The 19,955-nt window shown below is 47.5% G+C and carries 19 protein-coding genes, 1 pseudogene and 1 riboswitch; of the genes and pseudogenes, 9 read left to right on the forward strand and 11 right to left on the reverse strand.

The window, feature by feature from the left end; translation table 11 throughout:
* Positions 1 to 91 precede the first annotated feature (91 nt).
* The 3 genes and pseudogenes from ACO6VG_RS08930 to ACO6VG_RS08940 form a co-directional block, all read right to left on the reverse strand.
* Positions 92 to 2,053, reverse strand: a complete 1,962-nt coding sequence (locus ACO6VG_RS08930) for an RING finger and CHY zinc finger domain-containing protein (RefSeq protein WP_422473590.1) — start codon at positions 2,051 to 2,053, stop codon at positions 92 to 94.
* A gap of 292 nt (positions 2,054 to 2,345) precedes the next feature.
* Positions 2,346 to 2,777, reverse strand: coding sequence for a hypothetical protein (locus ACO6VG_RS08935; protein ID WP_422476330.1), 432 nt, complete (start codon positions 2,775 to 2,777; stop codon positions 2,346 to 2,348).
* A gap of 3 nt (positions 2,778 to 2,780) precedes the next feature.
* A pseudogene (locus ACO6VG_RS08940) lies at positions 2,781 to 2,918 on the reverse strand (RING finger domain-containing protein); the annotation flags it as partial.
* Between the two features lie 159 nt (positions 2,919 to 3,077).
* Here ACO6VG_RS08940 and xerC point away from each other — a divergent pair.
* From xerC to ACO6VG_RS08960, 4 genes are all read left to right on the forward strand, one after another.
* Positions 3,078 to 4,091, forward strand: coding sequence for a tyrosine recombinase XerC (xerC, locus tag ACO6VG_RS08945; protein ID WP_422136628.1), 1,014 nt, complete (start codon positions 3,078 to 3,080; stop codon positions 4,089 to 4,091).
* Complete coding sequence (locus ACO6VG_RS08950; protein WP_422136629.1) at positions 4,091 to 4,798, forward strand: HAD family hydrolase; 708 nt, start codon at positions 4,091 to 4,093, stop codon at positions 4,796 to 4,798. Before xerC ends, ACO6VG_RS08950 begins: the two co-directional genes overlap by 1 nt.
* A 155-nt stretch (positions 4,799 to 4,953) precedes the next feature.
* On the forward strand, positions 4,954 to 5,571 hold the full coding sequence (locus ACO6VG_RS08955; RefSeq protein WP_422136630.1) for a hypothetical protein: 618 nt from the start codon (positions 4,954 to 4,956) through the stop codon (positions 5,569 to 5,571).
* A gap of 102 nt (positions 5,572 to 5,673) precedes the next feature.
* Positions 5,674 to 6,270: a hypothetical protein gene (locus tag ACO6VG_RS08960; protein ID WP_422136631.1), complete on the forward strand. Its 597-nt coding sequence runs from the start codon at positions 5,674 to 5,676 to the stop codon at positions 6,268 to 6,270.
* A 62-nt stretch (positions 6,271 to 6,332) separates the two neighbouring features.
* On the opposite strand, the gene ACO6VG_RS08965 is transcribed toward ACO6VG_RS08960, so the two are convergent.
* The 5 genes from ACO6VG_RS08965 to mutM form a co-directional block, all read right to left on the reverse strand.
* On the reverse strand, positions 6,333 to 7,289 hold the full coding sequence (locus tag ACO6VG_RS08965) for an ABC transporter substrate-binding protein (protein WP_422136632.1): 957 nt from the start codon (positions 7,287 to 7,289) through the stop codon (positions 6,333 to 6,335).
* Between the two features lie 21 nt (positions 7,290 to 7,310).
* Positions 7,311 to 8,063: an ABC transporter permease gene (locus ACO6VG_RS08970; protein WP_422136633.1), complete on the reverse strand. Its 753-nt coding sequence runs from the start codon at positions 8,061 to 8,063 to the stop codon at positions 7,311 to 7,313.
* Positions 8,060 to 8,845, reverse strand: a complete 786-nt coding sequence (locus ACO6VG_RS08975; RefSeq protein ID WP_422136634.1) for an ABC transporter ATP-binding protein — start codon at positions 8,843 to 8,845, stop codon at positions 8,060 to 8,062. Before ACO6VG_RS08975 ends, ACO6VG_RS08970 begins: the two co-directional genes overlap by 4 nt.
* A 10-nt stretch (positions 8,846 to 8,855) precedes the next feature.
* Complete coding sequence (gene thiD / locus ACO6VG_RS08980; RefSeq protein ID WP_422473592.1) at positions 8,856 to 9,674, reverse strand: bifunctional hydroxymethylpyrimidine kinase/phosphomethylpyrimidine kinase; 819 nt, start codon at positions 9,672 to 9,674, stop codon at positions 8,856 to 8,858.
* An 80-nt stretch (positions 9,675 to 9,754) separates the two neighbouring features.
* Positions 9,755 to 9,857: riboswitch (TPP riboswitch) on the reverse strand.
* 64 nt (positions 9,858 to 9,921) lie between these two features.
* Positions 9,922 to 10,737 (reverse strand): bifunctional DNA-formamidopyrimidine glycosylase/DNA-(apurinic or apyrimidinic site) lyase, encoded by an 816-nt coding sequence (gene mutM / locus ACO6VG_RS08985; RefSeq protein WP_422136636.1) that lies wholly within the window; start codon positions 10,735 to 10,737, stop codon positions 9,922 to 9,924.
* 191 nt (positions 10,738 to 10,928) lie between these two features.
* Between mutM and ACO6VG_RS08990 the strand changes: the two genes are divergently transcribed.
* From ACO6VG_RS08990 to ACO6VG_RS09010, 5 genes are all read left to right on the forward strand, one after another.
* Positions 10,929 to 12,302 (forward strand): MATE family efflux transporter, encoded by a 1,374-nt coding sequence (locus ACO6VG_RS08990; RefSeq protein WP_422136637.1) that lies wholly within the window; start codon positions 10,929 to 10,931, stop codon positions 12,300 to 12,302.
* A gap of 582 nt (positions 12,303 to 12,884) precedes the next feature.
* A complete protein-coding gene (locus tag ACO6VG_RS08995; protein ID WP_422473594.1) occupies positions 12,885 to 13,694 on the forward strand; it encodes a hypothetical protein in 810 nt (269 codons plus the stop codon).
* A 181-nt stretch (positions 13,695 to 13,875) separates the two neighbouring features.
* A complete protein-coding gene (locus ACO6VG_RS09000; protein ID WP_422136639.1) occupies positions 13,876 to 14,886 on the forward strand; it encodes a tryptophan--tRNA ligase in 1,011 nt (336 codons plus the stop codon).
* Between the two features lie 211 nt (positions 14,887 to 15,097).
* Positions 15,098 to 15,256, forward strand: coding sequence for a DUF5993 family protein (locus tag ACO6VG_RS09005; protein WP_422136640.1), 159 nt, complete (start codon positions 15,098 to 15,100; stop codon positions 15,254 to 15,256).
* Positions 15,257 to 15,276: 20 nt separating this feature from the next.
* The gene (locus tag ACO6VG_RS09010) at positions 15,277 to 15,861 is read left to right on the forward strand and encodes a disulfide bond formation protein B (protein WP_422411794.1); all 585 of its coding nucleotides are present in this window, start codon (positions 15,277 to 15,279) and stop codon (positions 15,859 to 15,861) included.
* Here the strand turns inward: ACO6VG_RS09010 and ACO6VG_RS09015 are convergent.
* The 3 genes from ACO6VG_RS09015 to ACO6VG_RS09025 all read right to left on the reverse strand — a co-directional run bounded on the left by ACO6VG_RS09015 (position 15,846) and on the right by ACO6VG_RS09025 (position 19,785).
* On the reverse strand, positions 15,846 to 17,378 hold the full coding sequence (locus tag ACO6VG_RS09015; protein WP_422136642.1) for a PhoPQ-activated pathogenicity-related family protein: 1,533 nt from the start codon (positions 17,376 to 17,378) through the stop codon (positions 15,846 to 15,848). The two genes, ACO6VG_RS09010 and ACO6VG_RS09015, sit on opposite strands and share 16 nt — an antisense overlap.
* Positions 17,379 to 17,557: 179 nt before the next feature.
* The gene (locus ACO6VG_RS09020; protein WP_422411798.1) at positions 17,558 to 18,079 is read right to left on the reverse strand and encodes a hypothetical protein; all 522 of its coding nucleotides are present in this window, start codon (positions 18,077 to 18,079) and stop codon (positions 17,558 to 17,560) included.
* Between the two features lie 50 nt (positions 18,080 to 18,129).
* On the reverse strand, positions 18,130 to 19,785 hold the full coding sequence (locus ACO6VG_RS09025) for a hypothetical protein (protein ID WP_422473596.1): 1,656 nt from the start codon (positions 19,783 to 19,785) through the stop codon (positions 18,130 to 18,132).
* Positions 19,786 to 19,955: the final 170 nt, after the last annotated feature.

Raw genomic sequence — 19,955 nt, forward strand, 5'->3', positions numbered from 1 at the left:
GAATAGACAAGAATTTCTGAATTGCTAAATGGGTTACTTGCTTATAAACATGAAGCGATCACGACGGTGATTATTAAATCCGGTCAGACGGTTAATTATTGTTTTCATCCAACGGACTGTATAGAGGGTATCTGCAAACAGGGCAGGTTCTTATCTCGTTTTGAATCATTGCAATGGCGCACTCATGATGAACTATGTGGGAGCAGGGGAGTACTTTGCCACCGCGGAAGACATCTTCCATGCAGATGCCGCAGTCATCGTGGCCTGCGTTTTCCCGGCATTTGTGAACGTCTTGTAAACAGGTATTGCAAACATCACAGTGATAGCTTCCATCCTTTTCTACTCGGCAAATGCCGCATTTATCGCAGTGGTATGGTTCTTTTTCCGTATCGGTAAAGTGTTTGCATATTGCACAGAAATATTGCGACATTTGCTCGTTACAGTTTGGACATGTCTGGGAGTTCTCCGTAATCGTCCCTTCATATCCACATACAGAACATAGAAGCCATGTTGCATCAACAGCCCTGCAATCTGTCACTTTGCATTTATCGCTCTCGTTATGACATTTGTGGCAGGGGAAATACAAACCACAGCACTTAAAATTCACACGGCAGAGCCTGTTGTAATGTTCGCACAATCGCTCTCGGGTTTTTTGAACCCGTGTCGTTAATTCTGCACCCGACGGGGTTGCCTCCTCATTATGTAAGTGGGAACCAGGCGCCTGCCTTATCAGTTCATTTGAGAGGCCTTCTAATTCATGGAACGATGGGTGCTGTTCAAGTTGTATAAGGATAGCGTGAAAAGGAGTGGAGAATGTTAATGATTGTGCAGAATTCATAATATCATGTCTGATAACTGAATCTGACATTTTCCCTAACAGCTCACGAATGGATTCAACTGGGTTTGAATAAAGCAGGAGTAATTGAACGAAGTACTCAGTAAAGCAAGATTTTTCAAAGTGACCTATTGATGGCTGTTGGTCAGATTGATTGAATCTGTTGATGAAGTCCTGAACAATCTTATACAAAATCATCAGGTTATTGTCGTTTGCTTCGGGCATTGACCGGTCAGTTGCAATGATCGGTTGGAGTTCAGACAGAATGTTAAAATCATCCAGAGTCCTTGTTTGGTCGCTCGTAGCTTCTATCAACTGCTCGATAAACCGGTTGCGCGTTGAGTTCTCATAGAAAGAACGCTGCAGTTTCAATATTGCCTCAAGAGGCGTGACAGTATTGCCACTGGTGTTTGTGCTTTTTGTTTCGAGAACCTGCAAACGCTGAGGCATGTTCAGCTCATCCAGTATTTGCCTTAGCATAAAAACAGCATCGGGATCGTCGCTTCCAATGAGGGCTACGAGTTGGTTGGCGATTACCTGAAGGTCTTGAGTCCTGGTGTTTTTTGCACTTTCTTTTCCATTGCCGTCTTTTCTGTTATTACCCTCTTCGCTGCCATAATTGCTTTCTCCCGGTGAGTCGCTCCCCTTATCTCCAGGTTCACCTTTTTTTTCTTTTTGGTGGTCGTTACTTTCGTCCTTTGGAGCTTTATCTGATACCTTGCCTGATGGTTCTCCACCACCATTACCTGCCTTTAAGCCCTCTCTATGAGAAGTAGTATGGGGTTTCAGCGATTGATTGGTGGTGATAAAAGCCGACTCTGGTCTGTCTTCCGTCGTGAGTTTTAAACGAACCAGTGTGCCGTTTTCAGAGGCATGTTTTGAGACATCCTGAAAGACATGTGTTTGCTTCTCTGTCAGCTGGTAGCAATAGTCAACCGGGTCGTTCGTGGTCAATAGCGGGATACTGTTCGAACCTGCTGGCACCACAGGTGCCATAAAACAAAGGCTGCTTTTTCGGTTATTGAAGCCTTCCGGAAGCAGCAAACTGACTTGCCACAGACTCGCCCGCTGCAGATCTGTATCATCATTGATTTCAATCCGAACCCTGTGTCCATCGTGATTGTTTTGGTCAATAATGGTTGCACAATAGCACAACGGCAGGACCGCCAGAGCCAGTAGTAAAAGAACAAATGCCAGGAAGAAACGGTAAAAACGCATTCAAATCTTTCTAAACAACGGGTGTTAATAATACCAACCCGGCCCTTCTTGTCTGACGGAAAACGCCGGAACAATCTGTGCTGACTTTCTGCTCTGGAAAAAGAAAGGGACGCTATTGACTGATGTTGGTAGAACAGACAGAGAATAGACAAGAACTTCAGAATTGCCAGACGGGGTACTTTCCGTGAATCGCAGAGCCTTAAACGCACTCACTCGCTCGAATCAGGATAATTGTACGGTTCATTGCCTTAATCACGAGTCACTGCAAGGTCGAAGCGGATGAAAGTGAAACTCACCTCCTACTGTTATATGATGTAAAAGCTATTGAAGCCCCCGAAATGACCCCTACTATAACCCGTTCAGGGAAAGCTTTAACGAAAGAATTATTAGACACAGCCACAGCCATGACACTAGCCCCGAATGCAGCCCCAGCAGCAGTTGAATAAACTCTGGGGACACCAGTAGCAGCCCCGAGAGCCCCGATAACACCTGTTGGAATAGACACGGCAGGATTCAAAATACTGGTAATATATGAAACTGAGAAAGCTTCAGACTTTAACTTAATTGCGGAAACAGCAACGTAAATGCAGCAAAACCTGAGATAAAACGAAGCAGTTTTGGTAAAGATTGGGGTAGCTTTTTTCAAAACATTTACAGTTCGATCATATAACGGGAGATCGTTTATCTGTGTTATTTCGTCATCAGTTAATTCTTTTCTACACATCGGGCAGTTCTTTTGGTCAGAACTTTCCATCCATACCCGTACGCACGATTTACCAAAAGCATGTCCGCATGTTAGTTTGAAGGGACTGCAATCTACTGAATCGTGGCATATTGCACATCTAACACCTTCGGTAGCATTCATATGAAAACCTCACTGTTTTAACATTTGACACCTGTATCTGGTTTTGGTTCCCTGCGGGTAACGGGAGGTTGGTCGCGAGCTATATTTCCCGCAAAAATGCAAAAGAACCATCGTTATCGATATTGCATGGACAGAGGGCTTGGTGAATGATGAACAGATGTGCTTACCAAAGGTTCTGTCATGGGTTTCCTGCAACAGGATATTGATGCTTTTCTCGATTATCTGAAGTTTGAAAAAAATAGCTCTGTTCACACCTGCTCGGCCTATCAGAGAGATCTGGGTAAATTACTGAAGCAGGCCGAAGTGCTTGGAATCACTCAGTGGCAAAAGCTTGAAGAACGTCAGCTCCGGACATGGCTGGCAGAGTTGCATGGCCAGGGCCTTGGGCAGAAGAGTCTGCATCGCCTGCTTTCATCCGTTCGCAGTTTTTATCGTTACCTTAACCGGCAGGGAAAGGTTGCGGATAACCCTGCCCAGAGAGTCACTGCACCCAAGGTGGGCAGAAAGTTACCTGTCACCATGGATGCCGATCAACTCACCAGGCTGCTTGATCAGGAGGATGATGACCCATTAGTGATCAGGGATCTGGCTATCCTGGAACTGTTCTATTCTTCGGGGCTGCGCCTCTCGGAACTGGTTGGCTTGAATCTCAATAGTTTCCAGGATGATTACAGGCAGGTGATCGTATTGGGGAAGGGCAAAAAAGAACGCTGGCTGCCGGTGGGTCGAAAGGCGCGTGAAGCTATAAAAAAATGGCTGTCCGTCAGAGTTATTTTTCCGGAAAAAAATGCACAGGCCCTGTTTCTCTCAAAGCAGGGTAATCGTATCAGTGCCCGTCAGGTGCAAAACCGTGTGAGTCAGCTATCCAGAGACAGGGGTCTCTCAGGGCGTATGCATCCTCACCTGCTGAGACACTCTTTCGCCAGTCATCTGCTGGAGTCCAGTGGCGATCTCAGGGCGGTTCAGGAGCTGTTGGGGCACAGTGATATTGCCACTACCCAGATATATACCCATCTTGATTTTCAACATCTGGCCGACGTATATGATAAGGCTCATCCGAGAGCACAGAGAGTCAGTAAGACGTCCTCTGTTAATGAACCGTCTGATAGGGAAGAGAGAGTTACCGAAGATCAGGAGCCTTCAGCAATAAAAGAACCCAAAAGGAAAAAATAATGATAAAGCTGATCACTTTCGATCTGGATGACACGCTCTGGGAAAACATGCCGGTACTGATTCGGGCAGAACAGAAAGCCTGGAAAAAACTCTGTGAGTACTGGCCAGCAACCCACGATAGAATGAACCCCAAGCAAGTGTTTGAGTATCGGGTCAAACTCCTGGAGGATCATCCGCAGCTCAAATATCAGATTACGGAACTGCGCCGGTTTTCTCTGCAGAAGATTCTGCAAGACTGCGATTGCCCGGAATCAAGAGCGGAAGAAATTGCCGGTGACTTGATGCGGGAGTTTATGGAGTGGCGTCATGATGTGAAGTGTTTTCCCGAAGTTCAGCCAGTCCTTTCTCATCTGTCAGCAGACTATACGCTGGCTGCGGTCACCAATGGCAATGTCGATGTTGGGAAATTGTCGGTCAGTGAGTTTTTTGACTTTGCTCTCAAGGCAGAGGATTACAACAGTCTGAAACCAGAGCCGACTCTGTTCCTGAAAGCCATGGAGCGTGCCGGTGTGACTCCCGATGAGACCCTTCATGTGGGAGATTGCCTGAAAGCCGATGTTGCTGGTGCCGGAGCACTGGGAATTGGAACCGTCTGGTTTAATCCTGCTGACAAGGCGTTCAATGGCGACCGCAGACCTGATTACGAGATACGATCGCTAACCGGTCTGCTCAGGGTTTTGGACAAGGATCTTCAGCCAGAATATTAAGTCTTCGCCTGACTGACCGGGTAATTAATTCCATCTATCACAAATTCATGGACAGCACGACAGTGCTGTCCTTCGGAATTTTTTGTCAGGTATCTATGGATTCCTAATATATATTTCACTGAACTGTATTTTTTTTGGATACCAGGAACCTGATAATGAAACTTAACTATGCAGCTTGCATAATACTACTTCTGTCTTTTACTTATTTACACGCCGATGAAGTGGAAAAGCAGATAATAGGCACTTGGCTTATCAGAGATAATTTACCCTTTAATAGATATATAACTTATCATCCACCTTGTCAGTTTGGAGGGTCGGCATTGTTCAATATTAGAGGATGTGGTGAATGCTTTAGCGAGGATGTATTATACGGCAGATATGATGTGGTTGTAGAAATGCCAATGCTCAGTAGTAAAGCAATAGCTTTCAGTGGTTTATGGTTCTTTCCCAGAGACTCACAGGAAAAAATGATTCTTGATATTAAGAGCAAAAACGTTGATTTAGATCGTCATAGAGTCAGAAAAGAAATTTTAGACCCAGCTCAAGGTTTATCTCTTACCAGAGTTGTACAAGTCGATGCTAACGAATTTATCTACGAAGAATACAATCCAGATAGCAAGGGATTTGACAAATTCAAAACTGTTAAACTTCCGGGTCAGTCAATGGAGCAGATAAAGCAACTACCGCATCTCGAAGATATCCGACTGACTTTTTTGAGGCCTGACAGGCAGAGCGGTTGGCCTCAGAACGGTTCGTCCTCTGCCCATCGGTGATTCAGCATGCAGTTTCTGGTGGATGGAATGTTTTTCAGGCATCTCTGGAACTTAATCCATATTCCGTTGGTCTATATGTTTTTGGATAGGAGAAACCTGATAATGAAAATTAACTATGCAGCTTGCATAATACTACTTCTGTCTTTTACTTATTTACACGCCGATGAAGTGGAAAACGAGATAATAGGTACTTGGCTTTCTGAAGATGATTTACCTTTTAACGAATATATTACTTACCACCCACCTCAGCGCTATAAAGGTCCGGTAAAGTTCATTATTACAGGGTATGGTGAACACTACAGTGAGGATATATTGTACGGTAGATATGATACGGTTATAGAAATCCCGGAACAGAATCTTAAATTAATAGCTTATTCTGGTGTATGGTTTTCCCCTGAAGACACGGGGGAAAGGTTGATCTTCGATCTTAGACATATTTCCCCCAAAGACACCTGGGAAAGATTGGAATTCGATTTTAAATATAAAGACGTTGATCTAAATGACTTTAAATCGAAAGCCAATATTATTAACCCGAAAGGTGGTTTGGATATTACCAAAGTTATTAAAGTTGATGGTAACGAATTTGTCTATGAAGTATTCAATCCAGAAAATAATGCATTCGACAGATTCAACGCCGTTAAAGTTCCGGTGCAGTCACCGGAACAGATAGGGAAATTACGGTATTACGATGAATTTTGATTGTTTTATCTGATGCCTGTCAGGCAGGGCAGCTGACCTGAAGCTGCTTTGCCCTCTGCTCATCAGAGATTCAGCATGTAGTCTTTAGCTTCTGGAATGTTTTTCAGATCGCCATGGGCCTCGAGAAATCGGGCAAAACGGTCATAGCGCCCTGTGTCTCTGGCCGAGGGTCTGAGAGCAAAGCGTGACACCGTATCAAACCATGCCCGTTGGTTAAGCTCGTTATCCAGCTTTTTGGGACTGTAATCCCTGAAAATTTCCCAGGAGGCTTGCGGATTGTTGACAATAAACTGGGTGCCCAGTTCGATGGCTCGCAGGAATTTCCTGATCACCTGCTTGTCATGCTTCTTGCTGTTGGCAATAAAAATCAGCTCGTCGTAGGGAGGGATACCATTTTCTTCGTAATAGAACATCTTGCCCTGTCGACCTTCGATGGCCAGCTGGTTCAGCTCAAAGTTCCGGTAAGCACCCATAATTGCATCAACACGGCCTGACATCAGGGAAGAAGAGAGGTTCCAGCCAACATTCACCATCTTGATGTCTTTTGAAGAAAACCCGTAAGGTTTGAACAGCGTATCCAGAAAAGCGTTCTCATTGCCGCCAATATTCAGGCCAATGGTTTTCCCTTTCATGTCTTTCAGGGATTGGATCGGCCCATCTTCCAGAACAATCAGTCCATCCAGAGGTGTCGCAACCAGGGTGCCCGCCCAGGCCAGAGGCAGGCCGTTGGCGACGCCGCGAGTCAGGCTGGGTTGATAATAGACGGCGAGGTCAACATCACCGGCGGCAACCAGCTTGGGAGGCAGGTTAGGATCAGCAGGCTCCTGTATATTTACTTTCAACCCCTGATCCCTGAAGTAGCCGTTTTGCCGGGCAATCACGATAGGCCCATGATCTGGATTGACGAACCACTCCAGCATCAGGTTCAGCTCTTTAACAGGTTGGGCAAATGAAAGTGAGCTGGCCAACAGAAGCGACAGCAGAACAGACACTTTTCTGAATAGTTTTTGTGCGAGCAAAATTATGAGTCCTCAGCAGAGTCAGGTGGCAGGTTGCCAGGGGATAAGTTTTTTCAGAGCCAGATCGGTCATGAAGTAAAGACCGACAGAGCAGATAGCCAGTACCGTCAGCGCTGCGAACATCTGGTCTACCCACAGGCGCGCATTGGCTTGCAACATGAGGTAGCCCAACCCGGCGCTGGAGCCAACCCATTCACCGACTACAGCTCCTATGGGAGCCACGACAACCGCAACCCTCAAGCCGGAGGCGAGGGCAGGAAGGGCTGCCGGCCAGCGGATATGACGCAGTGTGGAAAAACGGTTCCCGCCCATGGTCTTTGCCATGTCCAGCCAGCCCTGATGAGTGTGGCGCAAGCCGTCATAGCAGCAGGTGGCTACCGGGAAGAAAATCACCAGAATGGTCATGACTACTTTGGAAGCCAGGCCGTAGCCAAACCAGAGCATCAGTATGGGAGCCAGTGCAAAGACCGGAACCGCCTGGGTAATGAGCAGCAGTGGTAGAAGCCATGGTCGAAGTGTTACGAAATAAACCAGAATCATAGCCAGCAGGATGCCCGACAGAACCCCCAGAACCAGACCCAGCAGCATCTCTGTCAGGGTGACGAGTGTGTGTTCCCACAGCAAAGAGGCATTGTCGTACATACTGCTCAGCACTGCCAGCGGACCCGGTAATATATAGTTCGGCATAGAAAACAGTACGACAATGGCTTCCCAAATGACTAACAGGCCGAGAACTACCAGAAAAGGCTTGAGCAGCGGCATCCAGAATTTCATTTATGCTCTTCCTCATGTCTCAGTCGTTCCAGCAGTTCACCCTGCAGGCTCAGCAAGGTTCTGTTTGCCAATGATCTGGGTGGGGTACCGGGTGGCATAATGGCTTCGGTTAATTTTGCGGGGTGTCCCTGAAGGTGATAAATACGATGGCCCAGCCTCAGGGCTTCCAGAGGGTCATGGGTGATCAAAAGTACCGTTCGATGAGCCAGTAGCTCACAGGCAAGGTCCTGAAGATTCAGTCGGGTGATGGCGTCCAGGGCGCCGAAGGGCTCGTCCATTAATACCAGGGGGCGATTTTCCATCAGGGTTCTGGCCAGGGCAACGCGCTGTCGCTGTCCACCGGAAAGGTTCTGGGGTAATTCGTCAGACTTATCCACAAGGCCAACCTGCTCGAGAATATGTCTGGCTCTTGCCATTTCTTCGGCAGGGACTTTTGTTCGTCTAAAGAAAGAGCCTCTGAGCCGTTCACCCAGCGTAATATTGTCAATGACTGAGAACCAGGGCAGCAGCAGATCCTGCTGGGCCATCCAGGCAATGCGACCTTCAAGGGAAAAGCCATCCTGGCAGAGCACTGTGCCGGCTGTGGTTAAGACATTTTTTTGGGGGGTAGAGGGCTGGCCTGTGGATAAACCGGCAATCAACCGCAACAGGCTGGTCTTGCCAACCCCGCTGCCACCGAGCAGACAGGTCCACTCGCCTCCTGCGAGAGTCAGGTCAAGACCATTAAAAATAACCTTTTCACCATAAGCCAGAGCAGCATTTTTTACTAAAACATCAAACATTCAGACCGGATCACCAGATGTTGTAAAAGTGGTGAACAGGTCCGCTACCCTGACCGATGTTCAGCTGATCGGCATGGGCAATGGCCTGGGCAATGTACTTTTTGGCCTCCGGAATGGCTTCACTCATGGAGTAGCCACGAGCCAGCAATGCGGTGATCGCTGAGGAGAGTGTGCAGCCTGTGCCGTGGGTGTTACCGGTTTGTATCCAGTCGGATTCCAGTCGGTGCAAAGAGCTCCCGTCGTGATAAAAATCAGTGGCTTTATCATCACTATTACTAGCACTCAGGTGACCACCTTTAAGAAGAACTGCCCGGGAGCCAAGCGCCAGCAGAGGCTCAATCATATCGATCATCTGGTCCGGATTTCTGGGCACCGGGCAGTCAAGAAGCACCGCAGCTTCATGCAGATTAGGGGTGATCAGACTGGCTTTGGGAATCAGTGATTGCCTGAGAGTCTCAATAGCACTCTGGTGCAGCAGAACGTCACCACTGGTAGCCACCATCACAGGGTCAAGCACAAGATAGGCCGGGCGGTAGTGAGCCAGACTATCCGCTACCGTTGTGATAACGTCTGGTTGGCTCAACATGCCCACTTTTACGGCCTTGATAGCCAGGTCGGAAAAGACTGAATCCAGTTGTTGACGGATAAAGGTAGGCTCAACGTCAAAAATACCCTGCACGCCCTGAGTATTCTGGGCGGTCAGAGCGGTAATAACACTGCAGCCGTAGGCACCCAATGCTGAAAAGGCTTTCAGGTCTGCCTGTATACCGGCGCCACCACCACTGTCCGATCCGGCAATGGTAAGGGCAATTGGTGTTTCATTAGTCATCGTTCGGTTTACTTCTTCGAACTGACGTAGAAAAGGTATCTGAAGAACGGTGCCGGGGAAATCCTGTCGGGGATAGCGAGCCCGTTCAATCGTCGGTTTCCTACGCCAGTATAATCCGGTTCAGGTTCAATGGGTCTCTCTCAGTCCGGAAAACATTCATTCCGAACACCCCAACCAACGGTGCGAGTCTATTTTGTTTCTGTAACTATGTCTAATCCTCAAAAGGTCGGTTAAATCCCGGTTCAGATTAACGCTGGCATTTTTTACAGTAACAGGTACTGCGATTACCCAGCCGGATCTCTACTATAGGTGTTGAACAGTGCACGCAGGCTTCTCCCTTGCGTCCATAGACGGCTAGTTCCTGCTTGAAGTAACCGGGCTTGCCGTCGCCTCCGACAAAATCCCTCAGTGTTGTTCCACCCTGTTTAACGGCTTTTGCCAGAGTCTCTTTGATGCTTTCGGTCAGTCGCTCGTAACGGGCTTTGGAAATTTTTCCGCAGGGCCTGTCAGGCCGGATGCCTGCTTTGAACAGGGCTTCATTGGCGTAAATATTCCCGACCCCAACAACAACATGGCTGTCCATGATGAACGTTTTTACCGGCTGTTTTTTCCCCCTGGATTTGAGATAAAGCCTCTGGGCTGTAAATTCATCACCGAGTGGCTCCGGGCCGAGTTTGCTTAACAAGTCATGTTTCATAACATCGTCGTCGATCCACAGAACCGCTCCGAACCTTCTTGGGTCGGTGTATCTCAGCCTTATCCCGTGACTGAAAACCAGATCGACATGATCATGCTTTCGGGCTTCCTGCGGTTCTTTCAGTATGCGCAGGCTTCCGGACATCCCCAGGTGAACCAATAAGGTTCCGGCGTCGGTTTTGATCAGGAGATACTTCGCCCGTCGGGTGACTGCACGGATAACCTGCCCGGACAAATGCTGTTGCAAATGTTCCGGAACCGGCCAGCGCAGTTGTGGATTGCGAACAATAACATCCGATACGGTGTGACCAATAATATGAGGTGCAATACCTCTTCGGGTCGTTTCAACTTCAGGTAATTCAGGCATCCGCCGACAGTAGCAAATATGTCATCAAAAGGCGATGTAACCGGCTAAAGGAAATAGGTAAAAATCCCGCGCAGGGCCCCAAAAAGTCACGGCAAATTAGCCATATCAAATGTTGTTATGTGACTGGTAAGATGGTTTAACTTTTACCCCGATTCAGTATTGGTAAAAGCACATCAGAACAGTGAGTAAAAATGACAGCCAGCCCAACGTTATACCAACGATATTCCAAGGAACTTAAAGAGCTTATTTATTTATCTGCCCCGATTCTGGGTGCGCAGCTGGCAACTACCGGTATGGGCTTTGTGGATACCAGTATGGCGGGTCAATACTCTGCAGAAGATCTGGCAGCGGTGGCTATTGGCTCCAGTATCTGGGTTCCGATTTATCTGTTAATCAGAGGTATCCTGATGGCGACAACACCGACTGTCGCCCATCTGTTTGGTGCCCTAAAAATTGACCAGATTGCTTCACCGGTTCGTCAGGCCATGTGGCTGTCTCTGGTGTTAAGTGTGGTCGGTATGGTGTTGATGATCAATGCCATGCCATTGCTCAATGTTCTGGAAGTCAATGCCGAAATGGCTGCCAGGACGGATGCTTATCTGGATGCATTGGCCTGGGGTGTGCCCGGGATCTGTTTATATCAAACCATGGTCAGCTATTGCGAAGGGCGCTCCATTACCAAGCCGGCCATGCTTATCAGCTTTGTCGGTTTGCTGATCAATATTCCGCTTAATTATGTGTTGATTTATGGCAAGTTCGGCTTTCCGGAAATGGGTAGCGTAGGTTGTGGCTATGCAACAGCCATCTGTTTCTGGGTGATGTGCCTGTTGATGTTCTGCTACACCCGGTTCAATCAAAAGCATACAGAAGTGAATCTGTTCGACCGTTTTGAATCGCCCGACATGGGGCGAATAGCTGCTCACCTGAAACTCGGCGTTCCCATCGGTCTGGCCATCTTTTTTGAAGCCAGTATCTTTTCGGCGGTCGCTCTGGTTATTGGCAAACTGGGCGCAGTGACCGTCGCGGGTCACCAGATTGCATTGAATCTCGCCAGCATGGCCTTTATGGTGCCGTTGAGTCTATCCATGGGAATCACCATACGGGTCGGTCAGGCTCTTGGGGCTGGTGATCCTCAGGCCGCGAGGTTCTCGGGGTATTCGGGTATCGTAGCGACCCTGCTGACAGCCACCCTGATTGCTGCTGTTATGTGGGCGTTTGCCGATGCTCTGACATCGCTTTATACCCGGGATACTGCGGTTAAAGCTTTGGCTGCCCAGCTGTTGATCTTTGCTGCACTGTTCCAGTACGCCGATGGTATTCAGGTCGCTTCCAATGGTGCATTAAGGGGTTACAAAGACACCCGGGTACCTATGATCATTATTCTGATTGCCTGCTGGGGTATAGCTCTGCCACTGGGTTATACGCTGGGACTGACGGATTTTATCGCCGATGAACCTATGGGTCCCCATGGTCTCTGGATCGGATTAGTGCTGGCACTGACGCTTTCTGCTGTATTCCTGCTGCTGCGTTTCAGATCGCTGAGCAAGAGAGCCATTGTGACGTAATCGTTTGCCATGAATATTGATTGAAAAATGTGCAATCTGAGTGTCAGAAAGGGCCGACGAATGTCGGCTCTTGTCAGTATCCGGTGCCTTGAGAGCTATATGGACAATGTCTCAATTTTACCAATCAGTGCACACCTGTTCTGTCAGGGTTGGCAGTGTGATGCCGGATGAGATAAAACCAATAAGAATAAGTACGACACATCATGAGAATGTCTCTATTTGGGCAGACTTATCAGGGGTTTGCTATTATCAGTCGGTGCATGCGTAGTCTTGGCTGCTCAGAATCAAGCTGACGAATTCTGATCCAATCGAAAACACGAGAGCAAGGCTCTTACTCCCCAGACTTTCAGTGCATGGTTAAAGTGACTTTTGTTGTTCACTTGTACTTTGATTCTATAAAAAAGTCGCTTGACGTTTTTTACTCTTTCCCTGCATCCGTTTCACTGAACAATGAAAAAAGAGTTATTTATGAAACCCCTCATGCATAGGCTTTTTTTCACGCTGCTTTTATTGTCCACAATTACCCTCAATGTTCGTGCCGATACCTGTCCCAGGAACACGCAAGCTGATTTCAGCTCTGGCATGATGAAAGGTGCTGGCGAATTAACGACAGATATCTTTGAGGCTGCTCATCCCGATGTCCTGATGTGCATGCCTTCCGACACTCGAGCCGATGCTGGCGATTTGATTGGTAAGGTCATCCCCGGAACTGAACCTGATTCGTTTGTCTGTGCATACCCGCGACTACTTGGTGTTGTCGTCCAGGACACACAGTACACCGCTAACTTCGATTGGCTCGATGCAAACTATGAGCAGCTTGCCACCTGGCTTACTTCATTTGCCCATATTGAAAAAAACGACAATGGTTATTATTACGTATCCAGGAGCTATTACGTATTCAAAAACAGAAATCAGAACGCAGGTCACCTGGACATCTGTGTGCAGTCTACCGTTGGCAAAGGATTTGAATTTGGATATGAAACGGTATCGGATAATGGTGAGAACTCATGTGGGTTATTTGTTGGTGCCTTGTATTTCTCGCCCTTCTTCCGACCAGCTTTGAACGACCAGAGCGAGAGTGATGAAGGTAGCAATGAGGGTAGCAATGAAGTTAGCTATGCAGCTAACGATGAAGACGATTTTTGCTCCAAATGCGAGAGCCCATCGTTCCATGGTGACTGCCCCAGATGTACATGCACTGTTGAACAGTTTTCTCCTGCTTGCCATTTATGTAATGGTGATGGCTGCAATCCTTTTCGTTGCTCTATTTTTACAACCTGGGATTCTTGCCCTTCAGGTTCCACCTTCTATGAAAATATCCTCTGCTTCGGTTTGAGCTGCCCAAAAAAACCTGTTTGTAGTAGGAAGCGCTGTCACAAGAAATCAGAATAGTCTTCTCGTCCGGTTAAAAATATTCAAGCTTCAGACGCCCCTGATTATGGAGCTTGAATGTGTTTAACCGGACAGCAGTGCCGCCTGTGGTTGAGATGCCTGCCTTGCCTCTTCTATAATGCCGCCTTCCCGTTTCCAGTAAAGTGCCCATTGCCACTTCGTGAGGCCTATGAGTGACCCCATGACAAAGACCAAAGTATTAACCGGTATTACCACCACAGGCACGCCGCATCTGGGCAATTATGTGGGTGCTATCCGTCCTGCGATTGAAGAAAGCCGTGACGAAAACATTCAGTCCTACCTTTTTCTGGCGGATTACCATGCCCTGATCAAGGGGCGTGACCCCAAGCGTATTCACCAGTCCGGGCTGGAAATTGCCGCGACATGGCTGGCTTTGGGTCTGGATACCGATCGTGTCACTTTTTATCGTCAGTCTGATATTCCGGAAATTATGGAACTGAACTGGATTGTCGGTTGCATGACCGCCAAAGGTCTGATGAATCGTGCTCATGCCTATAAAGCAGCTACCCAGAGCAATCAGGAAGCGGGCGAGTCTGACCCGGACAAGGGCGTGCTGATGGGGTTGTTCAATTACCCGATCCTGATGGCGGCGGATATCCTGATGTTCAATGCCAACCGTGTTCCAGTGGGTCGTGATCAGGTTCAGCATCTGGAAATGGCCAGGGATATTGCCGGTCGAATGAACCACCACTACAAAACCAGGTTTGTGCTGCCAGAAGCCGTGGTGGGTGAAAACACTGCGGTTCTCAATGGTCTTGACGGTCGCAAGATGAGCAAGAGCTACGACAACACCATCCCGTTGTTTGTGCCAGAGAAAAAGCTGCTCAAGCTGATCCGCAAGATCAAAACCAACTCTCTGGAGCCCGGTGAACCTAAAGACCCGCAAACCTGCACTCTGTTTCAGATCTTTTCAGCCTTTGCGACGGAACAGGAGGTGGCTGAAAAACGGCAGCAGTACGAAGCCGGTGCTGGCTGGGGTGACCTGAAAAATGAACTCTTTGAATACATCAACAATGTACTCAGGGAGCCTCGTGAACGCTATAACGCGTTGATGGCTGACCCGGCATTTATTGAAGCTGAGTTGCAAAAAGGTGCAGAAAAAGCCCGTGCTGAAGCAGTGCCGTTCCTGCAGGATATTCGCAATAAGGTGGGTATCCGTCCTTTTGCCTGATTTTTTTCCCACGCCAGACATTTGCTTTCTTAAGAGCGTCCTTTCAACAGACGCTTCTTATCTGACAATAAAGAATGACAAAGCTATGCTCTTATGAAACTTTCATGTTCAGGAGCCTGCCCGAGATTGGTGCCCGAAGACACTTTTTAACGTCTTATCAGTGCAGCGCGGCATTGCTGAAACAGTCTCGTCGGGCCGGGGAGCACGGTTAATGCCTTACGCTTTGTTGTCTTTTATCTTCATATTATTTGCGATGCTTGTCGCCTGGTTCAATCGAAGATGGGGCATCGTTTTGTTCAGCATTTCTCTCGTTCTGATTGCATTGATTTTTATGCATCATATTTCTGAGCACCTGGAAATTTATCTATAGACACCTGTCGGAGATCGGTCATGAACTCTCGCAGTGAGATCAATGATTTTGTGAAATTTGCCAGTGTTTTTGAATTGACAATCACCTGCCTTCTTCTGGTTGTCGCTTTCTGGTTTCAATTTGTGATGGGGGAGTTACCCTGCCCTCTCTGTATATTGCAGCGGCAGGGAATACTAATCATTGCCTCAGGGTTTCTGCTCAATATGAGGTATCATATTCGACCTGGTCATTACAGTCTGTCGCTGCTGGCAGCCGTCTTGACGAGCTTTATTTCTCTTAGGCAAATTGCACTGCATCTGACAACACCTCAAGGATATGGTGAAGCTATCCTGGGGCTGCATATGTATACCTGGTTGTATATTCTGTGCTCTGCTTTAATCGTGTACATCGCACTGGTCATAGGCTACTCCAGACAATTTGAATTGTATGCATACAGGAACGAGGTTTCAGAAGCGAGAGACCCAAGAATTCGAAGGTTTTCCCATTTGGCCTTTGCGTTTCTAGTGTTTCTGGTTGTTGCCAATATCGTTTCAGTCTTCTTTGAGTGTGGCCTTGAGCAGTGCCCGGACAATCCGCTGCGTTATATGTTTTATGGATGGCTCTGACCATGAGACGCATTGCTGCCGTGCTCAGGATAAACATCCGGAGTGACAAACACCCGGGTAGTAAATGACAGGTCACGATAAGGTGGATTGGGATAGATCAGTTCTACAAAGCTGGCTTTCCAACCTTTTTCGGGAGCTTTTAACGCAACATCGGCCCGACAGCTTTTATGGCAATGGAATTTGAGTGTTTCGGATTTAAACCGGGTGACTGTGGGGTTGTCAGGGCTGGTTCGGAAATCTTTGGTTTCAGGATTTTCTGCAGTCCAGAGTTTCATGGCTTTGGGGGGCATTGAGGCTTCCACTTTCAGGTTTTGCTTAGAGACATCCCAGTTGATCCTGGGCATGGGACGATCTTCAATGGTGGCTCCGTAAAAGGATTCGATGGTTTCACTGACCAGTGTTTGATCCATTCTGAGAATGTAATGCCGCAGGTCAGGAAGAAATCTCAACCATTTTTCGCCTTTCAGATCATTAAAGTAATAGCGGCTGGAATCGGGTAAGAAAAAATCATCGCCCGTGGCATTGATGATGTATTTTGGCATGGCCAGCTGAGGAAGGTAGGAATAGGGGTCGATCACTTCCATTAACTGAGTCAGAGGTTGGGTACCGAGTGTGTGCATCAGAGAATAATAGTCTTTGATAGCCGGAGCCCAGCCCTGGTAGCTATTGAAATGGTGGCGCATACTGTCTTGCAGGTTAAGCACATCAATGACCATGGGTATAATGGCGGAGACCCTTTTGTCCATTGCTGCAGTCAGCCAGACTGTCCAGCCTCGTTTTGACCCCCCGGCTAATACAAAACGGTCAATTTTTATATGTTTTTCTTTCATCAGTGCCTGAACTGTATCCATGGCTCTGACGGAAGCCTTGACCATGGGCAGTCGGAGTGGCCAGTTATAGTTTTTCTTCGGGTTATCGAGGAATTTTTGCCAGGTATAGGCAATCAGAGCATCCTCCTTCAGTGGTTTTTTGTCTCCAAATTGCAGGAACTGGTTTGGAATATCTTTCAGGTCAACGACGACTGACCGTGTTCTGGCAGCTATATGGGAAAAATGCAGGGCATCGGTGAACCTCTTGTTGTTATCGGGCTGACCTTCAGGCCAGTGGATGATGCCGCCGTTGATATTGAGCAGCGCTGTGTCGGCGCTGACCTTTTCCGGTACATAAACCATGACCCGGTGCTCCCAGACGGGGTCAGAGACTTTGTCCTGCTCGCCAACAGTCCAGCGCAGAGACTTCATATTGACAGGGTATACTTTGACCTTCAGCACTTTTCCATCCAGCTCAACGCGCTCTTCAGTTGCTGGTGAAACACTCCACTGATAATTCTTATCTTTCTGCTTCAGGTAGCAGGGCAGCACGTCATGAAAGTGCTTACCCAGGTAAGAAGGGGTACAGTTTCCGGGAGAGACTTTCAGGTGATCTCTGGCATGAACCTGATGCCTCAGAATCAGAAGACAGAAGCAGAGCAATGTCAGTAAGCCGAACCGAGATCTGGGGATGAATTCTTTTGCCATTTTGTTACTCTTGTTTTGCAAGTTTCCTGGTCGTCCGCAAGGGGGGTCGATCGAATCTCATTTTATTTTCTGAATAATGTTTATATCTTCAGAAATGTAAACGTTCCATTTGTCGCCGAGCATTAGCGACAAAGGGAATGGGGGGACGAAAACTGTTAACAACAGGATCGTGTAGTGTTTCAATGACGGAGTTGAACAACTATCGCGGGGTAGATGTCAGTATGATCTTCATCAAACTCTCTCCACTTAGTGCTGGATATTAAATCACCCAAGTCTTCTCGTACCCATAGATAAGGAGCTTTATCTACCTGTTTGTACCACCGGGCTTTTACCACGCGATTGTGGGAATCCTGTATGATGATGTCTTGATAAGATTGCGACCAACCGCATTTACTGAATGGTGAGGCGTTTAGGTTCATGATTGCCAGGGGTTGTGATGATGATGGATTCTGACCTTCTTGCCATGTGAAGGTGAAACCGTCGTCAATCATAGGAGGATAAAGCATACATCGAGTTTCACCATTCCTATCATAAGAAACGCTGTAGATTTGTCTGTGATCGCCGTCTTCAGGTGTCACAAAAGCTATCCAGCTACGTTTTGCTACTGCGTTTGCGTTGAACAGCAGGATCACTAATGTCGTTATTAATTTCAGTTGCGTCAGTAAGCCGAACCGAGATCTGGAGGCGAATTCTTTTGCCATTTTGTTACTCTCGTTTTGCAAGTTTCCTGGTAGTTCTCAAGGGTGTTAAATTATGGTTTCTTACTCAAAACAGGTACTGTTAACATGAAGTCTTTCAGCCTTGATTCATGATCTCTCTGGAATCTCGCCTTGGTATTACCACTAACAAATTTCTTGCAGGCTTCTGATTCAAGATCCAGGCAGGCCGGAACCCTTTTTTGATATCTGACGTGGCTTTCACTCTTCAGCCAAAGGCTCTGACCGGGCAGAAAACTGTACTCCAGGCTGTTGCGTGCAAAATCAATAATCTGGTCAAGGGACAGGTGAATACTGTTGCCGGTCTGATCAGGACTGAAACTGGAGACGGCCTCAACAAACTGACTGGTCAAATCGACTTTCAGAATACCCGGATAGTCAGTAGCCAGCGTCACTGCAATATTACTGCTGACATAAACAGGAAAGGGGTGACCGCTGTTGGCCCCGATACCGCTCAATCGCCGGTTACTGGTGAGTGGAATTTCAACAGCAATGTCATTATCCAGCATGGTTTTGAGCAGTTCGGCACTGCAGTTGGCGTATTCTTCATTACCGGAGTCAGATTGCTTCAGACAGTTCTGTGCCATAAAGCTTAATCCGTGACCTACACGTTTGGGCTGAACGATCTGAACAGCATCTGCCATGGCGGTTCGATAGTAAAAATCTTCAACCGTGGCCTTGGCCAGTTCTCCTGCATTAAGACTGATACGCTCTTTCACCAGAGGGTATTGTTTGTGGTTTTTCAGAAAACTCAGCATTTTCATGTGACTGAGGTAATCATTCAGTGCCCTATCACTATTTTCAGATCCGGCTATGTTGATGCCCAGCACCTGATGGTCGTTGCCGGAGAGACTCAATTGAGCCAGTTCAAAGGCAAAGATCATCTGGGCGTAAACCTGGGGCAGGGGATCAGCCCGGTGTACTTCGTGTAGAAACCGGACGCTAACAGAACACGCAGGGTGAGAGTGACTATGAGAGCAGTTCAAATGATCGTCAGAAGCTTTCAAGGCGTTGGCTATCTTTCCGGCAGCGGTCTTTAACTGGGTTTGAAAATCTGACTGGGAACTCAGTCTGGCACGAAAGTCTTCCAGACTTTGGGTGCTGTCAGGGTTCGGTGTGGGAAGATGAGTGATAAGAGAAAATAACTTGTCTGGCCCGTTTGCTTCATCGAAGTAGACAGTTGATTCAATGTAGGAAAGTCCATCAACAGCGGCCTTTTTTCGCACATATGAAATGAAACGGGCATCTATCCCATCGAACAAGGCTTTAACCATAAGAAAGTAGTTGCGCACCTCGTCGGGATCATGACCGTCTGGAAGCATAAGTTGCTTGATCAGAGCTGCATGGTTTTCTTCATTACTGACATAATCCTTCACGGACTGTGCGCAGCAGTCACACGGGGCCATGTACTGGTTGTTATACATGCAGAACCCTCGTTCTATCGCAATATCAATGACCTCTTTGGGTTCAATGGCCCCCATGAAGCGATGATGGAGATTGCCGCCTTTTGGCAATTGATTCATGAACGTCTCGAGTAGTGGACGATTGTCACGAATACTGTCCAGATAGTCACTGGTCCGCTGATGCCCTCTGGTTAACTCGGAAATCTCAAAGTCAGAGGCTGAAAAACTGCTGTTGGCCGTCAGGATCAGTATCACCAGAGCGGCTCGAACAAGAATATTGGAATGCATAATTTAACGATGCTGAGTGCAGAGGATATCAGTATAGATATATTTTGTGTGATCATTCTAATGTGGATTATTTCTGTTGTTAGTCGTATGTGCATCCTTTTCGTGATTAACCACCATGAAGCAGAGAAAAGAGTTACTATAGTCAAGCAGTTAATCTTTAAAGGTTTTGC

The organism is Endozoicomonas sp. ALB032, from assembly GCF_049310125.1.
Taxonomy (GTDB): domain Bacteria; phylum Pseudomonadota; class Gammaproteobacteria; order Pseudomonadales; family Endozoicomonadaceae; genus Endozoicomonas_A.

Coding starts and splice junctions, on each gene's coding strand:
- ACO6VG_RS08935 (WP_422476330.1), bottom strand. CDS start 2,777: ATGTGTAGAAAAGAATTAACTGATGACGAAATAACACAGATAAACGAT.
- ACO6VG_RS09000 (WP_422136639.1), top strand. CDS start 13,876: ATGACAAAGACCAAAGTATTAACCGGTATTACCACCACAGGCACGCCG.
- ACO6VG_RS09025 (WP_422473596.1), bottom strand. CDS start 19,785: ATGCATTCCAATATTCTTGTTCGAGCCGCTCTGGTGATACTGATCCTG.
- ACO6VG_RS08960 (WP_422136631.1), top strand. CDS start 5,674: ATGAAAATTAACTATGCAGCTTGCATAATACTACTTCTGTCTTTTACT.
- ACO6VG_RS09010 (WP_422411794.1), top strand. CDS start 15,277: ATGAACTCTCGCAGTGAGATCAATGATTTTGTGAAATTTGCCAGTGTT.
- ACO6VG_RS08970 (WP_422136633.1), bottom strand. CDS start 8,063: ATGAAATTCTGGATGCCGCTGCTCAAGCCTTTTCTGGTAGTTCTCGGC.
- ACO6VG_RS09015 (WP_422136642.1), bottom strand. CDS start 17,378: ATGGCAAAAGAATTCATCCCCAGATCTCGGTTCGGCTTACTGACATTG.
- ACO6VG_RS08950 (WP_422136629.1), top strand. CDS start 4,091: ATGATAAAGCTGATCACTTTCGATCTGGATGACACGCTCTGGGAAAAC.
- ACO6VG_RS09005 (WP_422136640.1), top strand. CDS start 15,098: ATGCCTTACGCTTTGTTGTCTTTTATCTTCATATTATTTGCGATGCTT.
- ACO6VG_RS09020 (WP_422411798.1), bottom strand. CDS start 18,079: ATGGCAAAAGAATTCGCCTCCAGATCTCGGTTCGGCTTACTGACGCAA.
- ACO6VG_RS08975 (WP_422136634.1), bottom strand. CDS start 8,845: ATGTTTGATGTTTTAGTAAAAAATGCTGCTCTGGCTTATGGTGAAAAG.
- thiD (WP_422473592.1), bottom strand. CDS start 9,674: ATGACTAATGAAACACCAATTGCCCTTACCATTGCCGGATCGGACAGT.
- ACO6VG_RS08955 (WP_422136630.1), top strand. CDS start 4,954: ATGAAACTTAACTATGCAGCTTGCATAATACTACTTCTGTCTTTTACT.
- ACO6VG_RS08930 (WP_422473590.1), bottom strand. CDS start 2,053: ATGCGTTTTTACCGTTTCTTCCTGGCATTTGTTCTTTTACTACTGGCT.
- mutM (WP_422136636.1), bottom strand. CDS start 10,737: ATGCCTGAATTACCTGAAGTTGAAACGACCCGAAGAGGTATTGCACCT.
- ACO6VG_RS08990 (WP_422136637.1), top strand. CDS start 10,929: ATGACAGCCAGCCCAACGTTATACCAACGATATTCCAAGGAACTTAAA.
- ACO6VG_RS08995 (WP_422473594.1), top strand. CDS start 12,885: ATGATGAAAGGTGCTGGCGAATTAACGACAGATATCTTTGAGGCTGCT.